The 22,429-nt window shown below is 66.3% G+C and carries 19 protein-coding genes; 14 read left to right on the top strand and 5 right to left on the bottom strand.

From position 1 onward, the window contains the following. Positions 1-265: 265 nt before the first annotated feature. The 6 genes from DB30_RS00180 (at position 266) to DB30_RS00155 (ending at position 6,938) form a co-directional block, all read left to right on the top strand. The gene (locus DB30_RS00180; RefSeq protein WP_146657713.1) at positions 266-2,482 is read left to right on the top strand and encodes a DUF4215 domain-containing protein; all 2,217 of its coding nucleotides are present in this window, start codon (positions 266-268) and stop codon (positions 2,480-2,482) included. Positions 2,483-2,503: 21 nt separating this feature from the next. Beyond that, on the top strand, positions 2,504-4,198 hold the full coding sequence (locus DB30_RS41145; RefSeq protein WP_146657712.1) for a serine/threonine-protein kinase: 1,695 nt from the start codon (positions 2,504-2,506) through the stop codon (positions 4,196-4,198). 11 nt (positions 4,199-4,209) lie between these two features. Beyond that, positions 4,210-5,160 carry a hypothetical protein gene (locus DB30_RS00170; protein WP_205632874.1) on the top strand — a complete coding sequence of 317 codons (951 nt, stop codon included), beginning with the start codon at positions 4,210-4,212 and terminating at the stop codon, positions 5,158-5,160. Between the two features lie 107 nt (positions 5,161-5,267). Continuing rightward, positions 5,268-5,468, top strand: coding sequence for a hypothetical protein (locus tag DB30_RS00165; RefSeq protein ID WP_052545882.1), 201 nt, complete (start codon positions 5,268-5,270; stop codon positions 5,466-5,468). Positions 5,469-5,566: 98 nt separating this feature from the next. After that, positions 5,567-5,869: a hypothetical protein gene (locus tag DB30_RS00160; RefSeq protein WP_052545881.1), complete on the top strand. Its 303-nt coding sequence runs from the start codon at positions 5,567-5,569 to the stop codon at positions 5,867-5,869. A 73-nt stretch (positions 5,870-5,942) separates the two neighbouring features. Next, positions 5,943-6,938: an LLM class flavin-dependent oxidoreductase gene (locus DB30_RS00155; protein WP_052545880.1), complete on the top strand. Its 996-nt coding sequence runs from the start codon at positions 5,943-5,945 to the stop codon at positions 6,936-6,938. Between the two features lie 96 nt (positions 6,939-7,034). Here DB30_RS00155 and DB30_RS00150 read toward each other — a convergent pair whose 3' ends face one another. Next, a complete protein-coding gene (locus DB30_RS00150; RefSeq protein WP_052545879.1) occupies positions 7,035-7,502 on the bottom strand; it encodes a redoxin domain-containing protein in 468 nt (155 codons plus the stop codon). Between the two features lie 159 nt (positions 7,503-7,661). Between DB30_RS00150 and DB30_RS00145 the strand changes: the two genes are divergently transcribed. Continuing rightward, a complete protein-coding gene (locus DB30_RS00145; RefSeq protein ID WP_052545878.1) occupies positions 7,662-8,081 on the top strand; it encodes a rubrerythrin family protein in 420 nt (139 codons plus the stop codon). 429 nt (positions 8,082-8,510) lie between these two features. On the opposite strand, the gene DB30_RS00140 is transcribed toward DB30_RS00145, so the two are convergent. Both DB30_RS00140 and DB30_RS00135 read right to left on the bottom strand, forming a co-directional pair. After that, on the bottom strand, positions 8,511-9,857 hold the full coding sequence (locus DB30_RS00140; protein ID WP_146657711.1) for a sigma 54-interacting transcriptional regulator: 1,347 nt from the start codon (positions 9,855-9,857) through the stop codon (positions 8,511-8,513). Positions 9,858-10,104: 247 nt separating this feature from the next. Then, a complete protein-coding gene (locus DB30_RS00135) occupies positions 10,105-10,281 on the bottom strand; it encodes a hypothetical protein (RefSeq protein WP_153258163.1) in 177 nt (58 codons plus the stop codon). Positions 10,282-10,502: 221 nt separating this feature from the next. Here DB30_RS00135 and DB30_RS00130 point away from each other — a divergent pair, with 221 nt between their 5' ends. After that, on the top strand, positions 10,503-11,348 hold the full coding sequence (locus DB30_RS00130; protein ID WP_052545876.1) for a poly-gamma-glutamate hydrolase family protein: 846 nt from the start codon (positions 10,503-10,505) through the stop codon (positions 11,346-11,348). A 289-nt stretch (positions 11,349-11,637) separates the two neighbouring features. Further along, complete coding sequence (locus DB30_RS00125; RefSeq protein WP_052545875.1) at positions 11,638-12,660, top strand: poly-gamma-glutamate hydrolase family protein; 1,023 nt, start codon at positions 11,638-11,640, stop codon at positions 12,658-12,660. Between the two features lie 5 nt (positions 12,661-12,665). Here the strand turns inward: DB30_RS00125 and DB30_RS00120 are convergent, their stop codons facing one another. Next, positions 12,666-13,583, bottom strand: coding sequence for a PAS domain-containing protein (locus tag DB30_RS00120; RefSeq protein WP_052545874.1), 918 nt, complete (start codon positions 13,581-13,583; stop codon positions 12,666-12,668). A gap of 131 nt (positions 13,584-13,714) precedes the next feature. Here DB30_RS00120 and DB30_RS00115 point away from each other — a divergent pair, with 131 nt between their 5' ends. Further along, positions 13,715-14,275 carry a hypothetical protein gene (locus tag DB30_RS00115; RefSeq protein WP_052545873.1) on the top strand — a complete coding sequence of 187 codons (561 nt, stop codon included), beginning with the start codon at positions 13,715-13,717 and terminating at the stop codon, positions 14,273-14,275. 9 nt (positions 14,276-14,284) lie between these two features. Here the strand turns inward: DB30_RS00115 and DB30_RS00110 are convergent, their stop codons facing one another. Next, entirely contained in the window at positions 14,285-14,878 is a 594-nt protein-coding gene (locus DB30_RS00110) for a hypothetical protein (RefSeq protein ID WP_052545872.1), read from the bottom strand. 227 nt (positions 14,879-15,105) lie between these two features. Between DB30_RS00110 and DB30_RS00105 the strand changes: the two genes are divergently transcribed. The 4 genes from DB30_RS00105 (at position 15,106) to DB30_RS00090 (ending at position 22,323) form a co-directional block, all read left to right on the top strand. Then, positions 15,106-16,527, top strand: coding sequence for a heterodisulfide reductase-related iron-sulfur binding cluster (locus DB30_RS00105; RefSeq protein WP_052545871.1), 1,422 nt, complete (start codon positions 15,106-15,108; stop codon positions 16,525-16,527). Then, a complete protein-coding gene (locus DB30_RS00100; RefSeq protein ID WP_052545870.1) occupies positions 16,524-17,093 on the top strand; it encodes a DUF3501 family protein in 570 nt (189 codons plus the stop codon). Before DB30_RS00105 ends, DB30_RS00100 begins: the two co-directional genes overlap by 4 nt. 371 nt (positions 17,094-17,464) lie before the next feature. Continuing rightward, positions 17,465-18,178, top strand: a complete 714-nt coding sequence (locus DB30_RS00095; RefSeq protein ID WP_240480129.1) for a hypothetical protein — start codon at positions 17,465-17,467, stop codon at positions 18,176-18,178. Between the two features lie 11 nt (positions 18,179-18,189). Beyond that, the gene (locus DB30_RS00090) at positions 18,190-22,323 is read left to right on the top strand and encodes a pilus assembly protein (protein WP_146657708.1); all 4,134 of its coding nucleotides are present in this window, start codon (positions 18,190-18,192) and stop codon (positions 22,321-22,323) included. Positions 22,324-22,429: the final 106 nt, after the last annotated feature.

The raw sequence follows: 22,429 nt of genomic DNA, 5'->3' as shown, positions 1-22,429 counted from the left end.
GCCGACTGGTACCGGCTCCACCGTCTACAACCCCGCGCCCCGCGACCGTGATTGATTTTCCCGCTCGACTGGTTCGAGTTCGATCACTGGGCCAAGAAGCGGCGCTCCAAGTTCAAGGTGGTCGTCGAGTTGACGGTCCGCCATCGTGTGCCCGATGTCCGCGACCTCGTGATCGAGCCCCCAGTGTCCACGCGGGGGTCACCGCGGTCTGTGTGCGACTGGCAAAGTACTCCACGCGCTGGGCGGGAAGGCGCGTCGAGCCGTCATGGATAATCTTCGATTCGCTAAAGTGGTGCTGCTTGGGGTGTTCTTCGCGGTGACGGGGTGCCTGTCGGAGCACTGCGAGGTGTACCCCGAGCACTGCATCAACGCGAAGGCGGACGAGAGCGGCACGCAGGACGACGATTGCGGCGATGGTGTCGTCCAGGCCGGCGAGGCGTGCGACCAGGGGCCGAACAATGGACCCGGCCATCCGTGTACCAGCCAATGCATGTTGAATGTGTGTGGCGACGGTGAGCTCGGCCCTGGGGAAAGTTGCGACGACGGAAACATCGTCGATGACGATGAGTGCACCAACGCCTGCGCGCTGGCCTCGTGCGGTGATGGCATAGTCGAGCCCGGGGAGGCGTGCGATGACGGCAATGCGGACCAGACCGACGCGTGTCTCAGCACCTGTGTCGAGGCTTCGTGCGGAGATGGCTTCGTCTGGGAGGGGGTCGAGACGTGCGATGATGGCAATATGAGCGAGCTCGACCTGTGCACGTCGCTCTGCACTCACTCGCCCGAGGTGCCCACGCTCGAGCTGGACTTCTCGCAGGTCAAGCAATTCGAGTTTAGCTGGGAGCCGGTGCTGGGGGCGGAGTACTATCAATTGCTCGAGCGCGTGGACGTAGGGGCGGAGTTCGTGCAGGTTGGTGGGGACATTGTTGGGGAGTCGGTCGCGCTAACGGTCCCGCTGCACTCTCGAGTGAAGTCGAGCTACAAGCTGTGGGCGTGCAATGCTGAGGGATGCTCGGAGTCGGCGATCGTCTATGTGGCGGGGAGCTTGGCGGAGGCGGTGGGGTACTTCAAGGCGTCCAACTCCGACTCGGACGACCGCTTCGGGTTCAGCGTGGCGCTGTCAGGCGACGGCGACACCTTGGCGGTTGGCACCCCTTACGAAGCCAGCGGCGGAACGGGCATCGACGGCAACCAGGCCGACAACTCCGCGTCCAATGCCGGGGCCGTCTACGTGTTCGCCCGCAGCGGCACCGTCTGGTCCCAGCAAGCCTACCTCAAGGCTTCCAACTCCGACTTGGACGACCGCTTCGGGCAGAGCGTCACGCTGTCGGACGACGGCGACACCTTGGCCGTTGGCGCCTACGGAGAAGACAGCAGCGCGACGGGCATCGACGGCAACCAGGCCGACAACTCCGCGTCCGTTGCCGGAGCCGTCTACGTGTTCGTCCGCAGCGGCGCCGTCTGGTCCCAGCAAGTCTACCTCAAGGCTTCCAACTCCGACTCGGACGACCGCTTCGGGTGGAGCGTGGCGCTGTCAGGCGACGGCGACACCTTGGCCGTTGGCGCCTACGGAGAAGACAGCAGCGCGACGGGCATCGACGGCAACCAGGCCGACAACTCCGCGTCCGTTGCCGGAGCCGTCTACGTGTTCGTCCGCAGCGGCGCCGTCTGGTCCCAGCAAGCCTACCTCAAGGCTTCCAACTCCGGCTCGGGCGACTACTTCGGGCGGAGCGTGGCGCTGTCGGGCGACGGCGACACCTTGGCGGTTGGCGCCTACGGGGAAGACAGCGGCGCGACGGGCATCGACGGCAACCAGGCCGACAACTCCGCGTCCAGTGCCGGAGCCGTCTACGTGTTCGTCCGCAGCGGCGCCGTCTGGTCCCAGCAAGCCTACCTCAAGGCTTCCAACTCCGGCTCGGGCGACTACTTCGGGCGGAGCGTGGCGCTGTCGGGCGACGGCGACACCTTGGCGGTTGGCGCCTACGGGGAAGACAGCGGCGCGACGGGCATCGACGGCAACCAGGCCGACAACTCCGCGTCCAGTGCCGGAGCCGTCTACGTGTTCGTCCGCAGCGGCGCCGTCTGGTCCCAGCAAGCCTACCTCAAGGCTTCCAACTCCGGCTCGGGCGACTACTTCGGGCGGAGCGTGGCGCTGTCGGGCGACGGCGACACTTTGGCGGTTGGCGCCGCTTACGAAGCCAGCGGCGCGACGGGCATCGACGGCAATGAGGCCAATGACTCCGTGTCCTATGCCGGGGCCGTCTACGTATTCACCCGCAGCGAGGCCGTCTGGTCCCAGCAAGCCTACGTCAAGGCCTCCAACTCCGGCTCGGGCGACTACTTCGGGTGGAGCGTGGCGCTGTCGGGCGACGGCGGCACCTTGGCGGTTGGAGCCTGGTACGAAGACAGCAGCGCGACCGGCATCAGCGGCGACCAGCTCGACAACTCCGCGCCAAAAGCCGGCGCCGTCTACCTCTACTAACCCCGCCCCAACACCTCCATCATGACAACCATCGGCCCCTACACGCTCCTCCGCCGCCTCGGCGCCGGAGGCATGGGCGAGGTCTGGATCGCCCGCCGCCCCGCCCTCGGCGGCGCATCCAAGCTCGTGGCGATCAAGACCCTGCTCGCCACCAAGGCCCACGATCCCACCGCCCGGCGGATGTTTCTCGACGAGGCGCGGATCTCGATGTTGATGTCGAACTCGAACATCGTGCAGGTGTTCGACGCGGCCCAGACCGACGACGGCACCTGCTACTTGGCGATGGAGTACGTCGAGGGCATCGATCTCGCCAACCTCACCGAGCAGCTCGAGGCCAAGGGCGAGACGCTGTCGCATTCGGCGATCGGGTATATTATCGGCGAGCTGCTCAAGGCGCTCGCGTACGCGCACGAACTCGACCACGAAGGCACCCGCAGGACGATCGTTCACCGCGACATCTCACCGCACAATGTGATGCTCTCGCGCTCCGGCGAGGTCAAATTGATGGATTTCGGCATCGCCCGATTGGCCTCGGAGGAGACCTCTGGCTCGTTCGCCAAGGGCAAGCTCCGCTATATGCCGCCCGAGCAGCTCGACGGCGAGACCAAGGCGCCGACGATCGACCTCTTCCCTATCGGAGCGATCTTGCATGAACTACTCGACGGCAAGCGGTTCCGCGGCGGCGCGCTCGAGGAGACGCGATTGGTCGGGATCGTCGCACGAGGCGAGATCCCACCTTTGTCCTGCCCGCCCGAGCGGGTGCCCGCGATCTTCGAGCAATTGCGCAGGGGCCTGCTCGCGCCCGCGAGCGCCGATCGTATCGCCAGCGCGCGCGAGGCCCATCGCCTGCTCAGCCAGTGGCCAGGTGATCGAGACGCGAGGTTCGAGCTCGAGGAGATCATCCAGCGCTTCGTGAGCAGCAGCTCGCTGCCCTCCGTGATGATCGACGTGGACCCGCCAGCGCTCGAGGGCATCGCTACCGAGCTGTTCGCCCGCGGCGGCTCGGAGACGGCCACCGCCCGCAGACCGGCTGGCGAGGAGTCGGCGAGCGCGCGACAACGCGGCATCGCGGCGACGAGCCGCAGCGCCCCTCGTCTCGCGCCTGCGCGTCAATTCCGGCGGGTCCCGCGGGTCCCGCTGGCCCTCGGCAGCGTCACCTTGCTCGCCCTGCTGGGCATGGGCGCGGGATTGCTGGTTTGGTGGTCGGATGACGACGAGCCGGCACGAGCGGCCACGACACCCGAGCCCGTGCAGCCCGAGCCGTCCGAACCCGTGCAGCTCGAGCGACCCGAACCCGCGGCACCAAAGCTCGAACCTTTGCCGGTCGCTCGGGTGCCCAAGGAAGCGCCCCCCCCGAAGCCCGAGCCCGCGCCCAAGCCCAAGCCCAACACCAAGCCCAAGCCCAAGCCCAACACCAACACCAACACCAACACCAAGCCCAACACCAAGCCCAAGCCCAACACCAACACCATGACCTCAGTGACGATCACCGCCACCGGGGTCTACGCGCAAGTGAAGCTCGGCAGCAAGGTGTACACGCTCGATCACCTCAGCGGTCAAAATCAAGAATCCGCGAAGGTCGAGCCCGGCGAATACACCGTGCGCTTTCGCGATGATCCCGAAGCCGCGTGGCAGCAGCTTGGAACCGTCAACATCCCCGCCGACGGACCCGTGAAATTACAAGTCGCGTCCGACTCGGCCAGCGTCACCAAATAGCAGGAACTCCCATGCTGATCTCGCCCATACTCGCAGTGACACTGGCCACATCGCCCCCGCCAGTCACCTATGAACAATCGCAGGCAAACCTCGAGTCCGCCGCGGATTCGATCGCCGATCTCACCCCCGCGCAAGCGGTCTCGACCCTCGAGCAGGCCCTCGCCGAGGCCGAGGCCCACCCGCGCGAGCTGCTCGACGACCCGGCCGCGTTCGACAAGATCCAGCGCGCACGCATGGCCCTGGTCTGGGCCTATCTCGCCAACGAACAACCCGAGGCTGCGACTGCGCTGATCGATCTGGCGATCCGCAGCACCGACGCCCAAGAGCTGCCCCTGTCTGGGCTGGGGCCGAGCCCGAGCAAGCTCCACGATGAACGCCGCGCGCTGCTCGAGGCCCAGGGCCACGCGACGATCATCGTCGACTGCGACGCGTGCGAGATCCTGATCGACGAGGCCAGAGCCAGCAACCCGAGCGCGCCGCTGCTGCTCGGTCGCCACCGCGTGTGGCTGTTCGATCCTCTCGAGCGACTCGACCCGCGCTACGAGGACGTCGAGCTCGAGCGCGCCGACGAGCCGGTCGAGCTCGAATACCTACTACCGAGCGAGGCGCCGCCGAACAGCACGGTTGCGGCCCAGCGCTCCGTCGAGCGAGCCAAGCCCGCCCAGTCCAAGCTCCCGCGTTGGGTCAAGATCGTCGGCATCGGCGTGGGCGCGGGCCTGACCGTGGCCGGCGGCATCTTGATGGCCCTCGACGGCAACTGTCGAGACGGCAGCACACCGACCCCGGACAACGTCGGCTCGAGCAGCTGCGCTAAAGTCTGGACCAACGCGGCGCCGGGCTACGCGTTGCTCGGTGTGGGCGGGGGCCTGTTCGTCGGCGCGAGCGTGTGGTTGACCGTGAGCGAGGTCCGTGGCCGCCAGCGCGAGACCACGGCGATGCTGGCTTGGACACTGCGATTTTGATCCTGCGTAGGGCTTGCCACTGCCCGAGCGCGATAATTTCGCCCCCCCCGCAGGGACGTCCCCCCGCCGCTCACCAAACCCAGCGGCCTCGCCTGCCTGTCCAAGAAGTGCCTGATCACGGGGTCGCGATCGGCGACGCGGTCGAGCTCGTCGTGCGTGACACCAGCTCGTTGCAAGGCAGCGTGCACTACGGCTACGACGTCGTGGGGACCCGCTACATCCTCCAATACCTGCTCGCGGCGCCGGTTGGGACATCGATCGTGTTGGACACCGAGCACGCGCCGGGGCTGGTGTTGGTCGGGAGCTGAGATGGGCGCCGCGATCGCCCGACAGACAGAGTTCTCGCTTCTTGCCCGCACATCGGCGATTTTTTGCGAGCCCGATTTCACTGTGCCAGGTTGGCTGCATGCTGCTCGCCGCCCTCGAGTCCCGGATTGACGACATGGTGTCTGAACTGGCCCAGTTCCACGGCTATCGAACCGTGTGGCTCGGCGAGAACGGCCAGCTGTTCCACGCCGAACCCGAGGACATGCTCGAGCTGCGTGGCTTCACGTGCATCGCGACCATGCTGCGTCCGACTCGCGAGGAGCTGACCGCGGCGGCGCTCAAGATCGTCACCGTCGAGCTCGACGAGCCCCTGCGTCGGGCGATGGCCAGCTGGGAGGCGCCGATCTCGGCGCTCGAGAGCAACCTGATCCCGGCGATGTGAACCTCGGCGGCGCAGCAGCATGGCGCGACGCGCCCATGGAACATGACCCTCGGTCTCGCGTAGCCTCCCCGGAATGAGCGACGCCTCAGCAGTCGTGCCCCTGTCCGTGCTCGACCTCGCCTTCGTGGCCGAGGGTGAGACCGTCCAAGACAGCCTCGCGGGCTGCGTGCGCATGGCCCAGCGCGCCGAGCAGCTGGGCTACCGGCGGGTCTGGTACGCGGAGCACCACAACACGGAGTCGATCGCATCTTCGGCCCCCGCCGTGCTCATCGCTCACGTGGCCGCGCACACCAAGCACATCCGACTTGGCGCAGGCGGGGTCATGCTGCCCAACCACGCCCCGCTCGTGGTCGCCGAGCAGTTTGGCACCCTCGCCAGCATCCACCCCAACCGCATCGACCTTGGCCTGGGTCGCGCTCCCGGCACCGACCAGAACACACTGCGAGCGCTGCGACGAAGCGCCGCCGCGGCAGAGAGCTTCCCGCAAGACGTGCTGGAGGTGCAGGGCTTCCTCGGCGGCACCACCCGGATCCCCCACGTCCACGCGGTCCCTGGCCGCGGGACCACCGTCCCGCTCTACATCCTTGGCTCGTCGCTGTTCGGGGCCCAGCTCGCCGCCAGGCTCGGCCTGCCCTACGCGTTCGCATCCCACTTCGCGCCGCAGCAGCTGGTTGAAGCGGTGGCGACCTACCGGGCGCAATTCGAGCCGTCGAAGCAGCTCGACCGGCCCCACGTGATCGCCGGCATCAACGTCATCGCCACGGACACCCAAGCCGCTGCCGAAGAGCAAATGCGGTGGCGGCGACGCGCGTTCGCCCGCGCGCTGTTTGGTCGCCCGGGACATCGGCCCAACGACAGCGAGGTCGACGTGATGCTCGCGTCACCGCAGGCCAGGGTCCTCGACCAGATGCTCATCCACACCGCGATGGGGCCCCCCGCCGCCGTCAAGGCGGCGATCGATCAGTTCACGACCTACGCGAACGCGGACGAGCTGATGGTCGTGCACCAAGCCGCCACCCTCGACGCCCGCTTGCGCTCGCTCGAGCTGCTCGCGCAGGCGCATTTTTAGCCCCCGGGCAGGGGCCTCGAGCACACAGATATCGAGGGCGGGGTTGGGTCGCCGGGAGCGGGCGTCTCTCGACCCGCTTCCGGCGTCCGTCGCCTACTACAGAGCTTTGACCGCAGCCTGGACGTCGTCGTAGTTGGGCTCTTGGCCCGGGTTGTCGGCGACCCACGCGAAGCGCAGCTTGCCTTCTTTGTCGACCACGAACACCGAGCGCTTGGCGGCGGTGTAGCCAGCCATGCCGGCGAAGTCGGCGTGCTCGATGCCATAGGCCCGGACGGCCTCGCGGGCATAGTCGGACAGGATCGGGAAGTTGAGGCCGTTCTTCTCGGCGAAGGCCGCGTTGGAGAAGGGCGCGTCAACGCAGATCCCATAGACGGCGGCGTCGAGATCGTTGAACGCAGCGAGCGAGTCACGGAAGGTGCACAGCTCCTTCTCGCAGACGCCCGTGAACGCGGCTGGGAAGAACGCGAGCACCACGTTCTTGCCGCGCTGCGCAGACAGCTTGACGGCCTCGCGCTTGGTGTCGGGAAGGGTGAAGTCGGGAGCGTCGGAACCGATGTCTGGCATGAGGCGGGCAGCCTAACGCCGCGCGTTGACGCCGGCTGGCCAAACTCTCGCGCGGTGGAGGCCTGTGCGTGAGCTTTTGTGCGAGAGGCTCATCACGCGCAGGCCCGCTCGTGTGGCCAGCCGGACGCCTGCATGATAAGTGGGACACGGAGATCAGACATGCCAGAGCTCAAGGGATCCAAGACCGAGGACAACCTCAAGGCCGCCTTCGCCGGCGAGTCACAGGCCAACCGCCGCTACCTCTACTTCGCCAAGATCGCCGACGTCGAGGGCTACCCCGAGGTCGCGGGCAACTTCCGCGACACCGCCGAGGGCGAGACCGGCCACGCGCACGGCCACCTCGACTACCTCAAGCGCTCGGGTGACCCGGCCACCGGCCTGCCGATCGGCGACACCGCCAACAACCTCAAGGCAGGCATCGCTGGCGAGACCCACGAATACACGGACATGTACCCCGGCATGGCGAAGACCGCCCGGGAAGAGGGCTTCGAGGAGATCGCCGACTGGTTCGAGACCCTCGCCAAGGCCGAGAAGTCCCACGCCGGCCGGTTCGAGAAGCTGCTCGAAGAGCACTTCTAGAGCACCGCTGCGCAGTGAAGCCGGCCGCCACTTGTTGGCGGCCGGATTCATTTAAGCACCGCAACTCCCCCCCACCCAACAAGACACCACACGTGAGCCCAACACCTGCAGGTGCCCAGACAAGAGCCCCCTTCCAGCGCCAGCAGTCGGCAAAGCACCCGTACACGTCCGCCGAACCACCCGAGCCCCCTTCCAGCGCCAGCAGTCGCCAAAGCACCCGTACACGTCCGCCGAAGCACCCGTACACGTCCGCCGAACCACCCGAGCCCCCTTCCAGCGCCAGCAGTCGGCGAAGCACCCGTACACGTCCGCCGAAGCCGCCCGAGCCCCCTTCCAGGGGGCCACACATGCGGCCGCGAACAACCAGCCCATCGGGAGCGAGCGCAGCGAGTGACCTGCGAAGTGCGAAGGCGCCTGTGGGGGTAATAATCAATCCCGCGAGTAGAGGCCTAGCTCTTTTAGCCTGGCTCGCAGCTTGTCGCGGCTCATGCCCACGCGCTTGGATACCTGGCTGAGGTTGTGGTCGTGGGCCTCGAGCACGCGGGGCAACAAGAGCTTGTCGACCTCCGCGTGAATCTCGTGATAGCTCGCGTTCGAGGCGATCAGGTCCTCGACCTTGTTCGAGGGCTGGGCCCGGCCCTCGCCGATGCGTAGGTCGGCGGCGGTGATCTCACCGCGTCGCTTGATGTGTGCGGCCTGCTCGATGACGTTGCGTAGCTCGCGGACGTTGCCGGGCCACTCGTGCGCCCGAACGGCTTGCATGGCGGCTTCGCCCAGATAGGCCTCCAGCCCGAATTCTCGGCAGACGTCGCTGAGGAAGGTCTCGGCGAGATCGACGACGTCTTCACCTCGATCGCGCAGCGGAGGGGTCCGCAGCACGGCCCGCGCGAGCCGGTAGTAGAGGTCCTCGCGGAAGCTGCCCTGGGCGACGGCTTGCCGCAGATCGCGATGGGTGGCGGCGATGATCCGAACGTCGACCTTTCGCTGGATCCCGGGCTCGCCGAGTCGGGTGATCTCGCGGTTGTCTAGCGCGCGCAGCAACTTCACCTGGAGCTCGAGCGCGAGCTCGCCGACCTCGTCGATGAACAGCGTGCCGCCGTTCGCGGCCTCGAACACGCCGGGCTGGTCGCGGTCCGCTCCGGTGAACGCTCCCTTGCGAAACCCGAAGATCGTGCCCTCGGCGAGGGTGGGCGAGAGCGCCCCGCAGTCGAGCACGACGAGCGGACCGCGGCGCTTGGACGCCGCGTGGATCGTCCTGGCGGTCCGCTCCTTGCCGGTGCCGGTCTCACCGAGCAACAAGATGTCGAGGGGTGTCCGGGCGAGGGCGTCGATCTGCGTGTAGAGCTCGCGCATGCCCAGGCTGCCGCCCGTGAGCTGGCCAAACCGACTGGTCGCGAGCGCGTCGACCTCGACGGTGGCGACCGCGGCGAGCACAAACCGGCAGTCTCCCGCCTTGAATTGATCACCTGCCTCGAGGTGCAGGGTCTGAACTCTTCGGTCGTGAAACCATACGCCGTTGGTGCTGCCAAGGTCGCGCAGGATCGCGCCGGTCGCGGTTGGCTGCAGCTCGAAGTGCACGGAGCTGATCGAACGATCGGAGACCCTCACATCCGCCAAGCTGCTGCGACCCACGGTCACGACCGCGCCGGTCACGTCGACCGTCACCCCAGGCATGCTGCCGTCCAACCACCGGAGCACCAGTCGCCCCGGCCGGCGGGTCTTCTCGAAGGCGTACGCGGCCCGCTGGGTGGGCATCGTGTGGTCGCCGTCTCGCACCACCTGACTGTACTCGATTCACGGCCTGCGCGGGGGCCGGGCGCCGGGCGCGATCCAGGCCCGCTGAACCCGCGCTGCGCATCGCAGACCTGCGCACCTACATATCCGCACACTTGGCGCGCGTTCGCCCCCCTGTTCGTTTCGGAATTAGCGCAGTTGTGATTCGCGCGGCGCCGGCAGGTCCGCGCATTGGTACTGTACGCATTCGTGTCACTCGCTGCATTTGGCCTTTTGACCAGGTTCCACGCTAATTCGCTGAAATCCGCGCCCCGCACATTGCCTCTCGTTCGCCAAGAGAAACGCCATTGCTTTTCGTCGATTGCGCATATGCAGAAAGAGCGATTTTGAGCTTGCCACGATAAGCCGATTCCCTGACTATGAACATCAACGCGACCATTCCCGGATTTGTATCGATCGTCTCCATTGTGGTGATCGCAGGGACAGTTGCGTTCGAGGAGAACAGCGATGGATCACAAAACGTACCTCCGATCACACGACCAAAATGGCCATATCAGCCGACGCAGCTTCGGGGCAGGAGTCGCCGGCCTCGCTAGTTTCGCGGCGGTCGCGGGCATGCGCCCCAACTTGGCACGTGCTGCCAATGAAGTTCAAATGGTCCCAGTCCCATTGTCGATTCCCGTTGATGTGACACAGACATTAAAGGATCAGGGGCTCAACAGCGATCCTTGGTCGTGCTCGGTCTCCGCGGCGATCGGCGACGTGTTTGGTGTGGGCAGCCAACTCCGCGTACGTCGCGACGTAGACAATCTGGCGGTCTACACCGTGGCCGAGATCCGCGAGCAGGATCCCGCCAACGTGGTGCGCATGAGCAGCATCGCCCGCCAGCGACTGGGCACGTCTGACGTGTTCACTGGCACCCTGCACACGCCGCTGTCGACCAAGCTGATGACCGACGCCCAAGCCGAGAACGCTGGCGCGTTCGTCGAGCGCATCGCGGACCACCCCCAGAATCAGGGGTTGCTGCTGATGGCGCCGCACGGGGGCAGGATCGAGTTCAACACCGACCACCAGGCGCGCCTGGCCGCGAAGGACCTCGCTGGCGGCGACGTCAGCACCTGGTGTTGCTCGGGCTGGCGAACAGACAACGGCAGCACCCACTCCCGCTGGCATGTGTCCACGACCGAGATCAGCCCGCTCAGCTTCCCGGGCCTCGCGACCATCGCCAACCGGGGCTTCGCCTACGCCGTCGGGTTTCACGGGATGAAGGCCGACGGCGTGCTCGTTGGCGGCGGCGCCCCCAACGAGCTCAAGCAGATGGTCCGCCAAGCGATCAAGTCTGTCGTTGGTAACAACCCTGTGACGGTCGTCAACGGCGGCAAGAACTCGGGCGTCTCCGACACCAACGTCGTCAATTGGATAACCGCCGGGAACGGCGGCGGCATCCAACTCGAGCAGAGCTCCGAGATCCGGAGCAAATACTGGAGCGACGTCGCGCATGCGGTCGCCGATGTATTTGCTGATCTGATCTGACCGATTCAGTTCACGCGTCCGAGTGTCACAAATATGGGACCGTCGCGTGGGCCGGTCACACAAATGTGCCCAGGCGCCGTCAGAGCCACCCTGGCAGACATCAGCGGCATAGGCGCACGACTGCATGAATTGCCCTGTTACACCAGGCGAGGTGAAAACCACAGGGTGACCTCCCCTCGCGAACCCCGTTTTCGAGGGGTGCCTGTTTTCGTTCGTCGAGCGTCCTACACTCTCGTGGCGTTCTCCCTCTATTACACTGATTGGGGGACATCGCATCGCGAGCGCTGTCATGAAACATGAGACATTCATCCGACTACCAGGCACCACTCACCACATCAGCCGCCGCGAGTTCGGTGCAGGACTTGGCATCGCCGGTTTTGCGCTCGCGGCGGGCATCCCCCACAATCAGGCGCAAGCCGCCTCGGAAATTCAGATGGTCCCGATCCCGGTGTCGATCTCGGTCTCGGTGACATCACCTTATGAGTATCAGGGCCTGAACGACGACCCGTGGTCTTGCTCGGTGTCAGGCGCGATCGCCAACGTGTTTGGGTTGGGCAGCCAGGTCCGGGTACGACGCAACATCGACAACTTTGCGATCTACACCGTCGCCGATGTTCGCTACCAAGATCCGGTCAACAGGGTCCGCATGGGCAGCGCCGCGCGCCAGCGGGTGGGTACGCCCAATGTGTTCTCGGCCACGCTACACACGGCATTGGCGACCAAGCTGATGAGCGACACGCAAGCCAAGAACGCCGGGGAGTTCGTCGAGCGGATCGCCGACGCCCCCCATCACCACGGCTTGGCTGTCCTCGCTCCCCACGGCGGCGTCATCGAGGTCAAGACGGATCTGCAAGCGAGGTGGGTCATGGACGCGCTGCCCAACGCCGACGTCAGCTGCTGGATTTGCTCGGGCTGGACCTCAGAAGGCGGCGCTCACGCCCGCTGGCACGTCGCATCAACCGAGATCCATCCGGCCAGTTTTCCGGGCCTCGCAACCATCGCGGATCGTGGATTTGCCTACGCCGTCGCCTTTCATGGGATGAACGCCGCAGGCGTGCGGATTGGTGGTAGCGCGCCCGACGAGCTCAAGGAGATGCTTCGACAGGCGATCCAGTCTGCTGTTGGCGGCTACAGTGTCGAGCTCGCCGCCGACGATGACCCAAATGGGGGCACCTCCCCCGACAACATCGTCAACTGGATCACGGCGGGCGGCGGCGGCGGCGTGCACATCGAGCAAGGCCCGCTGATCCGCAGCAAGTACTGGTTTGCCGTCGCCCAGGCCGTGGCCGACGTATTTCGCGGACTGGTCTGAGCCCGTCACCGCGCAAGGATCCCGCGCAGCGCGTGCTTTAGATTGCTGTAGGCGCGAATCGTTGTGGGCCCCGCCGCCGGCATCAGGTCTCGCTCGACCATGAAGCGCGCGAGCGCGGGGCGGATCCCCGCGAGCACACACTTCGCGCCCAGCAGCGCCACCGCGCGACTGAGCCGGGCCAGCTGCTCGGCCGAGCTGGCGCTGTCGACACTGGCGCCCGTGAGGTCCACGATCACCACCCGAGTCCGGTACCGCTGGACGGCGGCGAGGGTGCTCTCTACGAGGTCGAGTCCGCGTCGTTCATCGAGCGCGCCGAGCACTGGAATCACGACAACCCCGTCCCAGACCTCCAGCGCGGGCGCTGACAGCTCGAGCACCAATTCCTCGAGCTCACGGATCAGCGCCGCCTTCTCGGCGTCACGCTCACGCAGCTGCTCGGTCCTCAGCGCGAGCGCCTGCTCGTCGGCGCGCCGGGCGGTGATGTCCCGGACGACGTTGACCACGGCGATCATCGCCCCGGATGGATCGCGGATCGGCGCTGCTGTACCGCGGAGCCACCGGCGCGCGCCCGTGCGGGTGTCAACGTGCAGCGCCGTGATGGTGGGCGGGTCGTGGTCCCCGTTGAGCACGCGCCGGACCGGCGTGTCCTCCGGGGGCACCTCCGACACTTCATCCTCGCCAAGGTACCGCCATTGTCGCTCGGCGGCCCCGATCTCGGCGAGCTCCCCAACGTTCATCCATTCGAGCGCGACCGGGTTTGCGTAGCGGTGCGTCGCGTCGCAATTGCGAATGTTGACCGAGTCGGGGATGGCGTCGAGCGCTCCTTTGAACAGCGCGACCTCGGCCTGCAGCTCGCGCTCTCGAGCCTGGCTCGCGGCGAGCTCCCGGCGTAGTGCCTCGAGCTGGTCTTCCGATGTCGCCATGGCGTTGGCCCCTGGGGATACCGTCCCAGATCCGATGGTAGAAGTCGATCTGGTGACCGCGCTCCCGCAGGCTCAGCGCGCGGGCTGGGCCCGGTCACACTCTCCCGCGTCGCCCGTAGAGGACCTCGACCATGCACAAGCTCCAGCTCCTCACCTTCACCGCCCTGCTCTGCTCTGTCACCACCTTCGGGGCCTGCCTGATGGCTGACGACCAAGACCCAGATGTTCCAGACACCCGCGCCGCCGCCGTCGTCGATGGCGCGAGCTACCAGATCACCACCAGCGCCGCGCTGACCCAGGATCAGCTCCACGCGATCGCGCAGTTCGTCGAGTCCACCGGTCAGGATGTCCACAAGGCCAAGGTCATCGTCTCCGACGACGAGAATGGCACCCAGACGCTCTCGATCGAGATGTGGGCGGGCACGCTCCCCGGTGACGAGGTCGCAGACGCGCTCCGCCAAGAGTTTGGCTACCTCGCCGACGCCGAGATCGGCGTCACCCCGCTCGGCAGCGCCAACGCGCCCACGCCCAGCGACGCCGGCATCGAGCCCGGTGACGACCCCGAGACCGTCAAGCAGAAGGTCATCGACGATCTGCGCGCGCAGGGGGTCGAGGGCGAGATCAACGTCACGGTCACGCCAACCCAAGACGGCCACTACGACGTCGAAGTCGACGTGAGCGAGCATCACTGACCACCGCCCTCAGCACTCGCACTCGTCTTCACCGCCAAAGCTGCGGATCTCGACGTGCAGCTCGTAGGCGTAGGTCGCCAGCGGCGTTGGGCCAGAGACTCTGAGCAGTAGATCATTGGCGAAGCTCTCGTCGAAGCCATTGACGTCGACGCGACCGTCCAAGCCCACGCCCTCGGCCACCAACAACAAGGACGTCGCGTCGAACACCTCGACCCGCATGGTGTGCTCGGGTGCCTCGGGGAGCGCCGGCTCGCCGCAGACCTCGACACTTGCGCACCAGCTGCTGCCCGCCGCGATCGCGTCGACGTGCAGACCGTAGAAGTCGAACTTCAGCTCGCTGACGGGGACGCGGTACCAGTCGCTCTCGCCGGGGCACAAGAACGCGTCAATCGAGAGGTATCCGCCGAATGCGGAGACGTCATCCCAGACCAGCGCAGCGGCGCTGGTGTGGCTCTGGTTTGGCTCGCGCGCGTCGTTGTCCGCGCAGCCGATCCCGCACGCACCCGCGACCGCGTCGGTCGGGTCGTCGTCGGGCGCCGACACGACGCAGGCGAGCCCGAGCGAGAGCCATGCCAAGGCGAAGACCACTTGCGTCCGGGGCACGTGTCTTCACTAGCACCGCCGCGCGAGCGCACCGCATCCCCACGCCCGCACGCGCGAGCCACGAGCAGCTACGCCAAGTCCGTGCTCGTCGCCCGCTGCGCTCGGGGGCTCGCCGCCGCTGGCGCGACGCAGAGTCCGGCCGTGGCGACGCGATGGATTGCACCACAGGCGCTTGCGAGCCCGCGGTTTCTTGCCACGCCGCGGTGGGTTAGGTTCCCGAAGCGAACATGGCCGAGACCATCTCTTACAAGCCCACCGACGGCCTGACCTACGATCCCAACGATCCCCACTACTGGAGCGAGCGCGCCCTCGACAAAGAAGTCACCCGCGTGTTCGAGGTCTGCCACGGCTGTCGCATGTGCTTCAAGTACTGCGACTCGTTCCCCAGCCTGTTCGACCTGATCGACAACAAGTACGACGGCGACGTGACCCGGCTTGACCGCGCCGACAAGCAGCGGGTCATGGACGAGTGCTTTCAGTGCAAGCTGTGCGAGGTCCAGTGCCCCTACACCCCGCGCGACGGCCACGAGTTTCAGCTCGACTTCCCCAAGCTGGTCCACCGCTTCCAGGCCCAGCGGGCCGCCCAAGAGGGGCCCACGCTGCGCGATGTGGCGCTGCGAGATCCCGACCAGACCGCCACGCTCGCGCGCGCGAGCCTTGGCATCGTCAACAAGATGAACCGCGTTGGCGCCCACCGGTGGTTCATGGAGAAGGTCGTTGGCATCCACCGCGACAAGCAGCTGCCCGACTTCGCGGCGACAACCTTTGATCGCTGGGCGACCCAGACCGGCCGCGCCAGCCAGGTACCCGGCGGCGAGGTCGTGCTGTTCCAGACCTGCTACGTGCAGCACAACGAGCCGCAGATCGGCAAGGACACCGTCGAGGTGCTCGAGCGCAACGGCGTGGACGTTCGCTGCCAGCGTGATCTGCAGTGCTGCGGCATGCCGGCGTGGGAGCGCGGGGATCTCGACCGGGTCCGCGCCAAGATCCACCACAACGTCGCGCTGCTCGAGCCCCACGTGCAAGCCGGCGCCCAGGTCGTGGCGATCAACCCGACCTGCTCGATGATGCTGCGCCGCGAGTGGCCCGAGCTCGTCGAGCGCGAACACAGGCAGCGGGTCCAGAAGATCGCCGACGCGGTCCGCGATCCCGGCGAGTTCTTGTGGGGGCTGCGCAAGCAGGAGCGCTTCAACACGGAGTTCGCCTCAAAGCCCGAGGTCGAGCGCTTTGCGTACCACGTGCCCTGTCACCTGCGCGCGCAGTCGGTTGGCTTCAAGGGTCGCGACTTGATCCGCAAGCTGCTGGAGATCGAACCAACCACCGTCATGGAGTGCTGCGGCCACGACGGGACCCACGCGATGAAGGTCGAGGGCTTCGAGTACTCCAAGCGCGTCGGCAAGAAAGCCTTCGAGCAGATGCAAGACCCCAAGACCGAGCTATGGGCGACCGACTGCCCCCTCGCAGCGATCCAATTCGAGCAGCACGCCGGGGTCCAGCCCATGCACCCCATGTCGATCCTCGCCCGCGCCTACCGAGGCGACAGCTTTTCGCCCAAGCAGGCGCCCAAGCCCGCGGACGGCAAGCGGCGGCTACCGATCCTGCCGGCCGAGTCAGCCCGCCCCGCCGCGGCCAAGAAGGACAACTCATGAAGCCCATCTCCCGCACCGAAATCCTCGACTTCGTGACCTACACGGAGCGCCGTGACGAGATCCGCGACGCCGCCCTCGCGGCCAAGCGGGCCCGGCGAGTCACCGTGGGCGACGTGTTCACCTTCTTGTTCGAGAGCCGCGAGACGGTGCGCTACCAGATCCTCGAGATGGTCCGCGTCGAGCAGATCATCAAAGAGGCCGACATTCAGCACGAGATCGCCACCTACAACGAGCTGCTGGGCCGCAATGGAGCGCTGTGCGCAACCTTGTTGATTGGCATCGCCGACGAGGCCGAGCGCGCAATCAAGCTTCGTGCGTGGATTGGCCTGCTGGACCATGTGTACGCCAAGACCGCAGATGGGGGCCGGATCACACCCAAGTGGGACCCACGCCAGGTCGGGGTAGATCGCCTGAGCTCGGTCCAATACCTGACATTCGAGCTCAATGGGTGCGCCCCAATCGCCATTGGTATCGATTGGCCGGAGCGCGATCTGGTCGTCGAGGCCACGCTCGAGGCGCAGCAGGTGGCTGCGTTGCAGGCGGACCTCGACCAAGCAGACGCGTGATTGCGCGAACACGCGCGATTGTGCAATTGGCTGCTCGATTTCGCGTGCGCTCCGAGCACGTGAGATCGATCGACGCAATATCGCGCGTGCGATCCTGATACTTGTAATTTTTCTAGTACCCTGCCAAACATTAAGTGCACCGTGTTCGGTCCGACAGGACACTCGACTCACGCTGCCGATCATTCGCGCTGTAATGCGCGATCCCGCGACCTGACCGGCCGGCTGGCCAGTCCGAACGAGCGGTTTAGTTCATGCTGTACATTATCGCGCAATCGGCCGTTTACCGTGCAATCGCCACCCCCAATGCTGTGAGGCGACCGAGCCAGCGTGGCGCGACAATGGTCAGCGTATTGCTGTTGACCGTATCAATGATGACAATCGCTGTTCTGGTAGTTCGCGCCTCCAACCGCGAGCTGTCCCAGGCGAACGCCTCGGTCGCGCGCGAACGTGCGCTCATGGCCGCGCAGGCAACCGTAGAATTAGGGGCGGCGCAACTTCGCCAGGCGATCAATCAGACCAACAACGCCCAGCAGGTCATCAACGCAGCCCTCGCTGGCTACAATACGCCGGGCGACCAGAGCGCGTGTCTCTCGATCTTCGACGACTGCATCCCTGGAGGGGGCGGACTGCCAGACATCCCGCAATCTGGCCAAAAGAACCATATGGTCACGGGAAAGTCGGACTGCGCCGGGCGGCCGTGCATGCGCCAAGGCGCGATCGCAATGTTGCCCAACCGCCAGGGCGTGCCGACCGACTGGGTGCAGATCCCCCTGCGAGATCTGCTCGAGGGCGCTGACGCCGAGGTCCGCGTCACGCTCTGGGTTCGCAACAACAACGGCGACGCGATCAACGGCGATGGCGCCGCGTCGTGGCTCGCCGACAGCGACGGCCGCGTGGTCCTGACGGCAATGGCGACGCTCCGCAACACCACCGTCACCGTCGAGCAAGAGTACATCCTGACCCCGGGGACGTCGGCCCAGGCCTGGTCCATGAACACGCCTGACGTTGGCGAGGGCGGCGGGCACAACGGCGACAACGTCATGGCCGCGGTCTGCATCGAGAATTTTGCCGGCTACCAAGAGTGAGCGATCCACCCATGAGCACGCGAACGAAATCCATTCGAACGGGCGCCTGGCAGCAGCGGCTCAGCGTCGCGCTATTGCTCACCTTCATGCTTGGCATGTTGACCCATGCCCGCGACAGCGAGGCTCGCCTCGACCCTTTCTATATTGTCACTGGCCAGAGCTACGGCACCGTGATCCCGCGGGTGTTGTTCGTGCTCGACACCTCGGGCTCGATGGGCTTCGAGCAGCCCTGGCCCGACCAAAAGTGCACCTGGGACGGCTGCGAGAGCGACGGGCCCGGAGAGAGCCGGGTCCACGCCGCCCGCAAGGTCATCAACGACGTGGTCACCCACGCCGCCGGCTCGGCCGACTTCGCGCTGATGAGCTTCGGCATGGCGCGGCCGCCCCAGACCAGCGACGACCTCCCCTACGAGTGCTATTCGTGGGACAGCAAGAAGTGGTACCGCTTCACCTGGGTCGCCTACGCCAACCAGCCCTACGGCAACGTGTGGAAGCCGCTGACCAACATCTTTGGCGGCCAGGGCACGTGGATGCTGTGCGGTGACAATCGCCCGTTCCCGTACCTGCGCCACGACGATCTTGGCGGGTTCTCGCTGCCCAACAACAGCCAAGAAGTGCTGTCCGACGAGCCGCTGTACAAGACCAAGGCCGACTACAACAAGTTCAAGAGCAGCGCCAACTACAGCCGCGATGTGCAGTTTTTCCCGCGCTTCATCGGCCGCCGCGCCAACCTCAATTGCAACGACGACAAGCAAAAGGCGATCGTCACCGCGTCGTGGGGCGACTGGGGCAACACCGAGAACAGCAAGCTCTCCAACATCTGCGGCCGGGACTTCTACTATTGGCCCTACGTCGACGGGAACCCCGGGTACTCCTACTACTCGGCCTACTCGCTCAACGACATGTGGCACGTCGAGTGTGACGACGATGGCTACTGCTATTCAACGAACTCGCAGACTCATCGGCTTGGCGTCAACCGCCGCTTCTACGACGATGGGGCCACGCTCTATGTACCGTTCTACTCCAAGGCCGTGCTCAGCTCCAACGAGGTCGCCGCGGCCGACAAGGGCCCGCTCGATTCCAACGACGCCTCGGTGATGTTCGACGGGCTGACCTCCGAGAACCACCTGGGCGGCATCGACGTCAGCGGCGGCACGCCCTGGCGCGTCGCGATTGGCAACGTCGACTGGCAGGTCAAGCAGACCCAAAACGGCCTCGAGGCCAAGCCCGCGACGCCCAAGAGCAACGCCGCGTTCTCGCACACGACCGTGGCCTCGTACCTGGCGTTCTTGACCACCGTCGCCGACGAGGACGTCTGTCGGCCCACGATGGCGATCCTCGTGACGGACGGCCAGCCCGATCCCTGGGCGTCGCAGGGCGGCACGGAGCTCTACAGCCGCCTCGCCAAATTGCGCAAGGTGCTTGGCGCCAAGGTCTACCTGGTCGGGTTTGGTCAGGGCTCGTGGAACAACCCGCTCGCGTGGGAGCGCATGCACCACATGGCCTGCGCCGCGGCGGGAGCCAACAGCACCCTCGCGCCCTGCAACGGCACCAACGACTACGACTGGGACACCTGCCGCGACCCCGAGGACCCCGAAGATGGTTGCGCGTGGCTGGCCGACGACTCCGAGGAGCTCGCAGAGGCCCTGTCCAGCATCATTGACGGGGTGATCGAGACCGAGGTCCCGGCCGGCGCGCCGACCGTGGCGACCGAGTTTCAGGCCGCCGATCCCAACAGCCCCAACAGCGACACGACCGCGGTTCAGACCACGATTGAAGCGTGGACCCAGACCCCCGCGTGGCGCGGGCACGTGACCCGCGGCGCCTGCACCGACGAAGATCCCGACAACCCCGGCGAGCTCGCAAGCTACTGCAAAGACGCCGCCCAGCTCCCGATCGAGACCGGCGAGACCGAGAGCTTTGGCCCCTGCCCGCTCGGGCGGATCTGGGACGCAGGCGAGTGCCTGGCCCAGACCGAGTGGAGCGACCGTCGGCTCTATACCCACGACTTCGACAACAACCTGGTCCGCATCGCCGAAGCTGGGGAGCCAACAGACGCGTTCGTGAACATTGTCAAGACGCTCAACGCCAAGGGCAAGCTCGAGCCGGCGCTGACCCCAGGCAAAGAGACCCAAGAGATCGCGGCGATGGTCAACCTGCTGCTCGGGCGCAACGGCCCGCAAGGCTGGAAGCTGCCGGGCTTGCCCCGCTCGGCGCCGCTGCTGATCCGTCGGGTCGCGCGCTACAACGGGCAATATCTGCCCACCGTTGGGATCCGCGATCCACACTGCGCCGGCCGCCGCAACGTCGTGGGTGACAACATTCCGGCTTCACTCGAGGCGTTCTCGAGCGAGGCCTGGGCGCTCGAGTCTGGCGGTGGGTTTGGCGACCACTACGACTACGCAGAGGCCGTGATCGTGGGTGACGACACCGGGCTCGTCCATGGTTTTCACTACGACAGCGGCAACGAGCTGTTCGGGTTCTTGCCGCTCGCGCTGATCAACAATTCGCGGGTGCTCTCGCTCGGCAAGCCAAGCCAGTTCGGCCAACCCGACGGACTTGGCGCCCACGTGTACGGCGTGGCCTCGAGCGTCAACGCTGGTTGGGCGTGGGACGAGCAGGCCAAGGTCTGGCGGCACCTGGCGGTGTTTGGGCTGGGGCCCGGGGGCTCGGAGCTGGTCACGCTCGACGTCTCGCACATGGGCCGGCTGCAAGACGACGAGCCGATCGAGGTCGTGTGGACCTCCTCGACCTCGGCGCTGGCGCAGGACTACGCCCAGACCCTGGGTGAGACCTGGTCAAAGCCAGCGCTGGCCTACGCGGTGCCAAACGACTCGATGTCGCTCGAGCCCACGGCCTACCTCGTGTTTGGCAGCGGCTACCGCAACGGCGCTGGCGACGAGCGCCGCGGCCGGGTCGCGTGGATGGTCGACGCGATCACCGGACAGGCCGTGACCGCCAAGGCCTACATGCCGTCGCCGCAGGCCGGCACCACCTACGACACCCTCGACGACGTGACCGCGGCCAGCAACATCGCCGTGACCTCGCACTGTCTGTCGCGCTACTGGGGCGAGATGCAAGAGGCCTATTGGGTCGACTCGGCGGGTCGCCTGTATCGCTGGGATCTCGGCGCGGATCTGAGTGACCCCAAGGAATTCTCGCACGTCGCCGACAGCCAGGGGCCGTGGCCCGTCGACCCGCAGGGGTTCGCGGTCGCCAGCGCGGCGACCCGGTTCCCGGCCTGTCAGGGCAAGGGCGAGTTCTCGTGCAACGTCAAGCCGATCGCCCCCGGCACCAGCAAGGGCGACGTGTTCAGCTTTTCCCCGGCGGTCGCGGCCAACAACCGTATCGACGACATCGACGACCCCGGCGGGGTCCTGGCGAAGGGCGATCGGGATCAATTCCTCGTCGCGCTGATCAGCGGCAGCCCCAACGATCAGGTGATCGACCCGGGCGAAGAGGAAAGCGACTTTCACAGCAGCTTGTACATGCTGGTCGACGACCACCGCGTGACGCCAAGCGCCGGCCTGGAGATCCCTGGCGGCGGCGCGCTCACCAGCCCCGGCGCGCACCCCAAGTTCATGCGCCTGGCCCTCAACCAGATCGAGCGTACCCGCCACGTCGAGTACGCCGACGGCACGGTCGAGGATCAAACCAGGCCATTCTCCAAGCGCGCGCGACCGATCCGAGCGCCGCTGATCTACGTCACGGGCGTCGCCGATGGAACCGATCAGGTCGACGCCTCGCTGTACTACGTGAGCTTCATGATCTACGAGCCGGGCGACTCGCTCTGTGATCCGCGCTGGTACGACGATGACACCGGTGAGTGGAGCTTTGACGAGGGCGCCACCTACGAGGTCACGTTCCGCGTGGCCGTTGGCGGCGACGAGGCGTTTGATTTCAACAATGGGTTCGTGTTGCCGAGCGATCCCGATGATGGGTTTGGGACCGGCGGCGCGTTGGCCTCGCCGGTCGTCCGCCAGCTGGATTCGTGCCCCGACGGCAACTGTGGTCCGATCCTCGAGGCGCCGAAGAGCTCGCCTTGCGATCCGAATCAGGACGCGCCCATGGTCGGCGGGTCGATCTCGATTCAGACCGGCTACTCGGAGCTGCGCGGGTTCACGCCGCTCGAGCTGCCGCTGTAGTCGCGCTTGTTGGTTGAGCCAGCTCGATCGCGCTACGGATCGCCATCTCCGTCTCCATCTCCGCGTCGCCGTCACCCGGATCACCGTCGCCGAGATCGCCGTCGCC

Source organism: Enhygromyxa salina (assembly GCF_000737335.2).
GTDB lineage: Bacteria > Myxococcota_A > Polyangia > Nannocystales > Nannocystaceae > Plesiocystis > Plesiocystis salina_C.
This window is presented reverse-complemented; position numbering and strand designations above follow the sequence as displayed.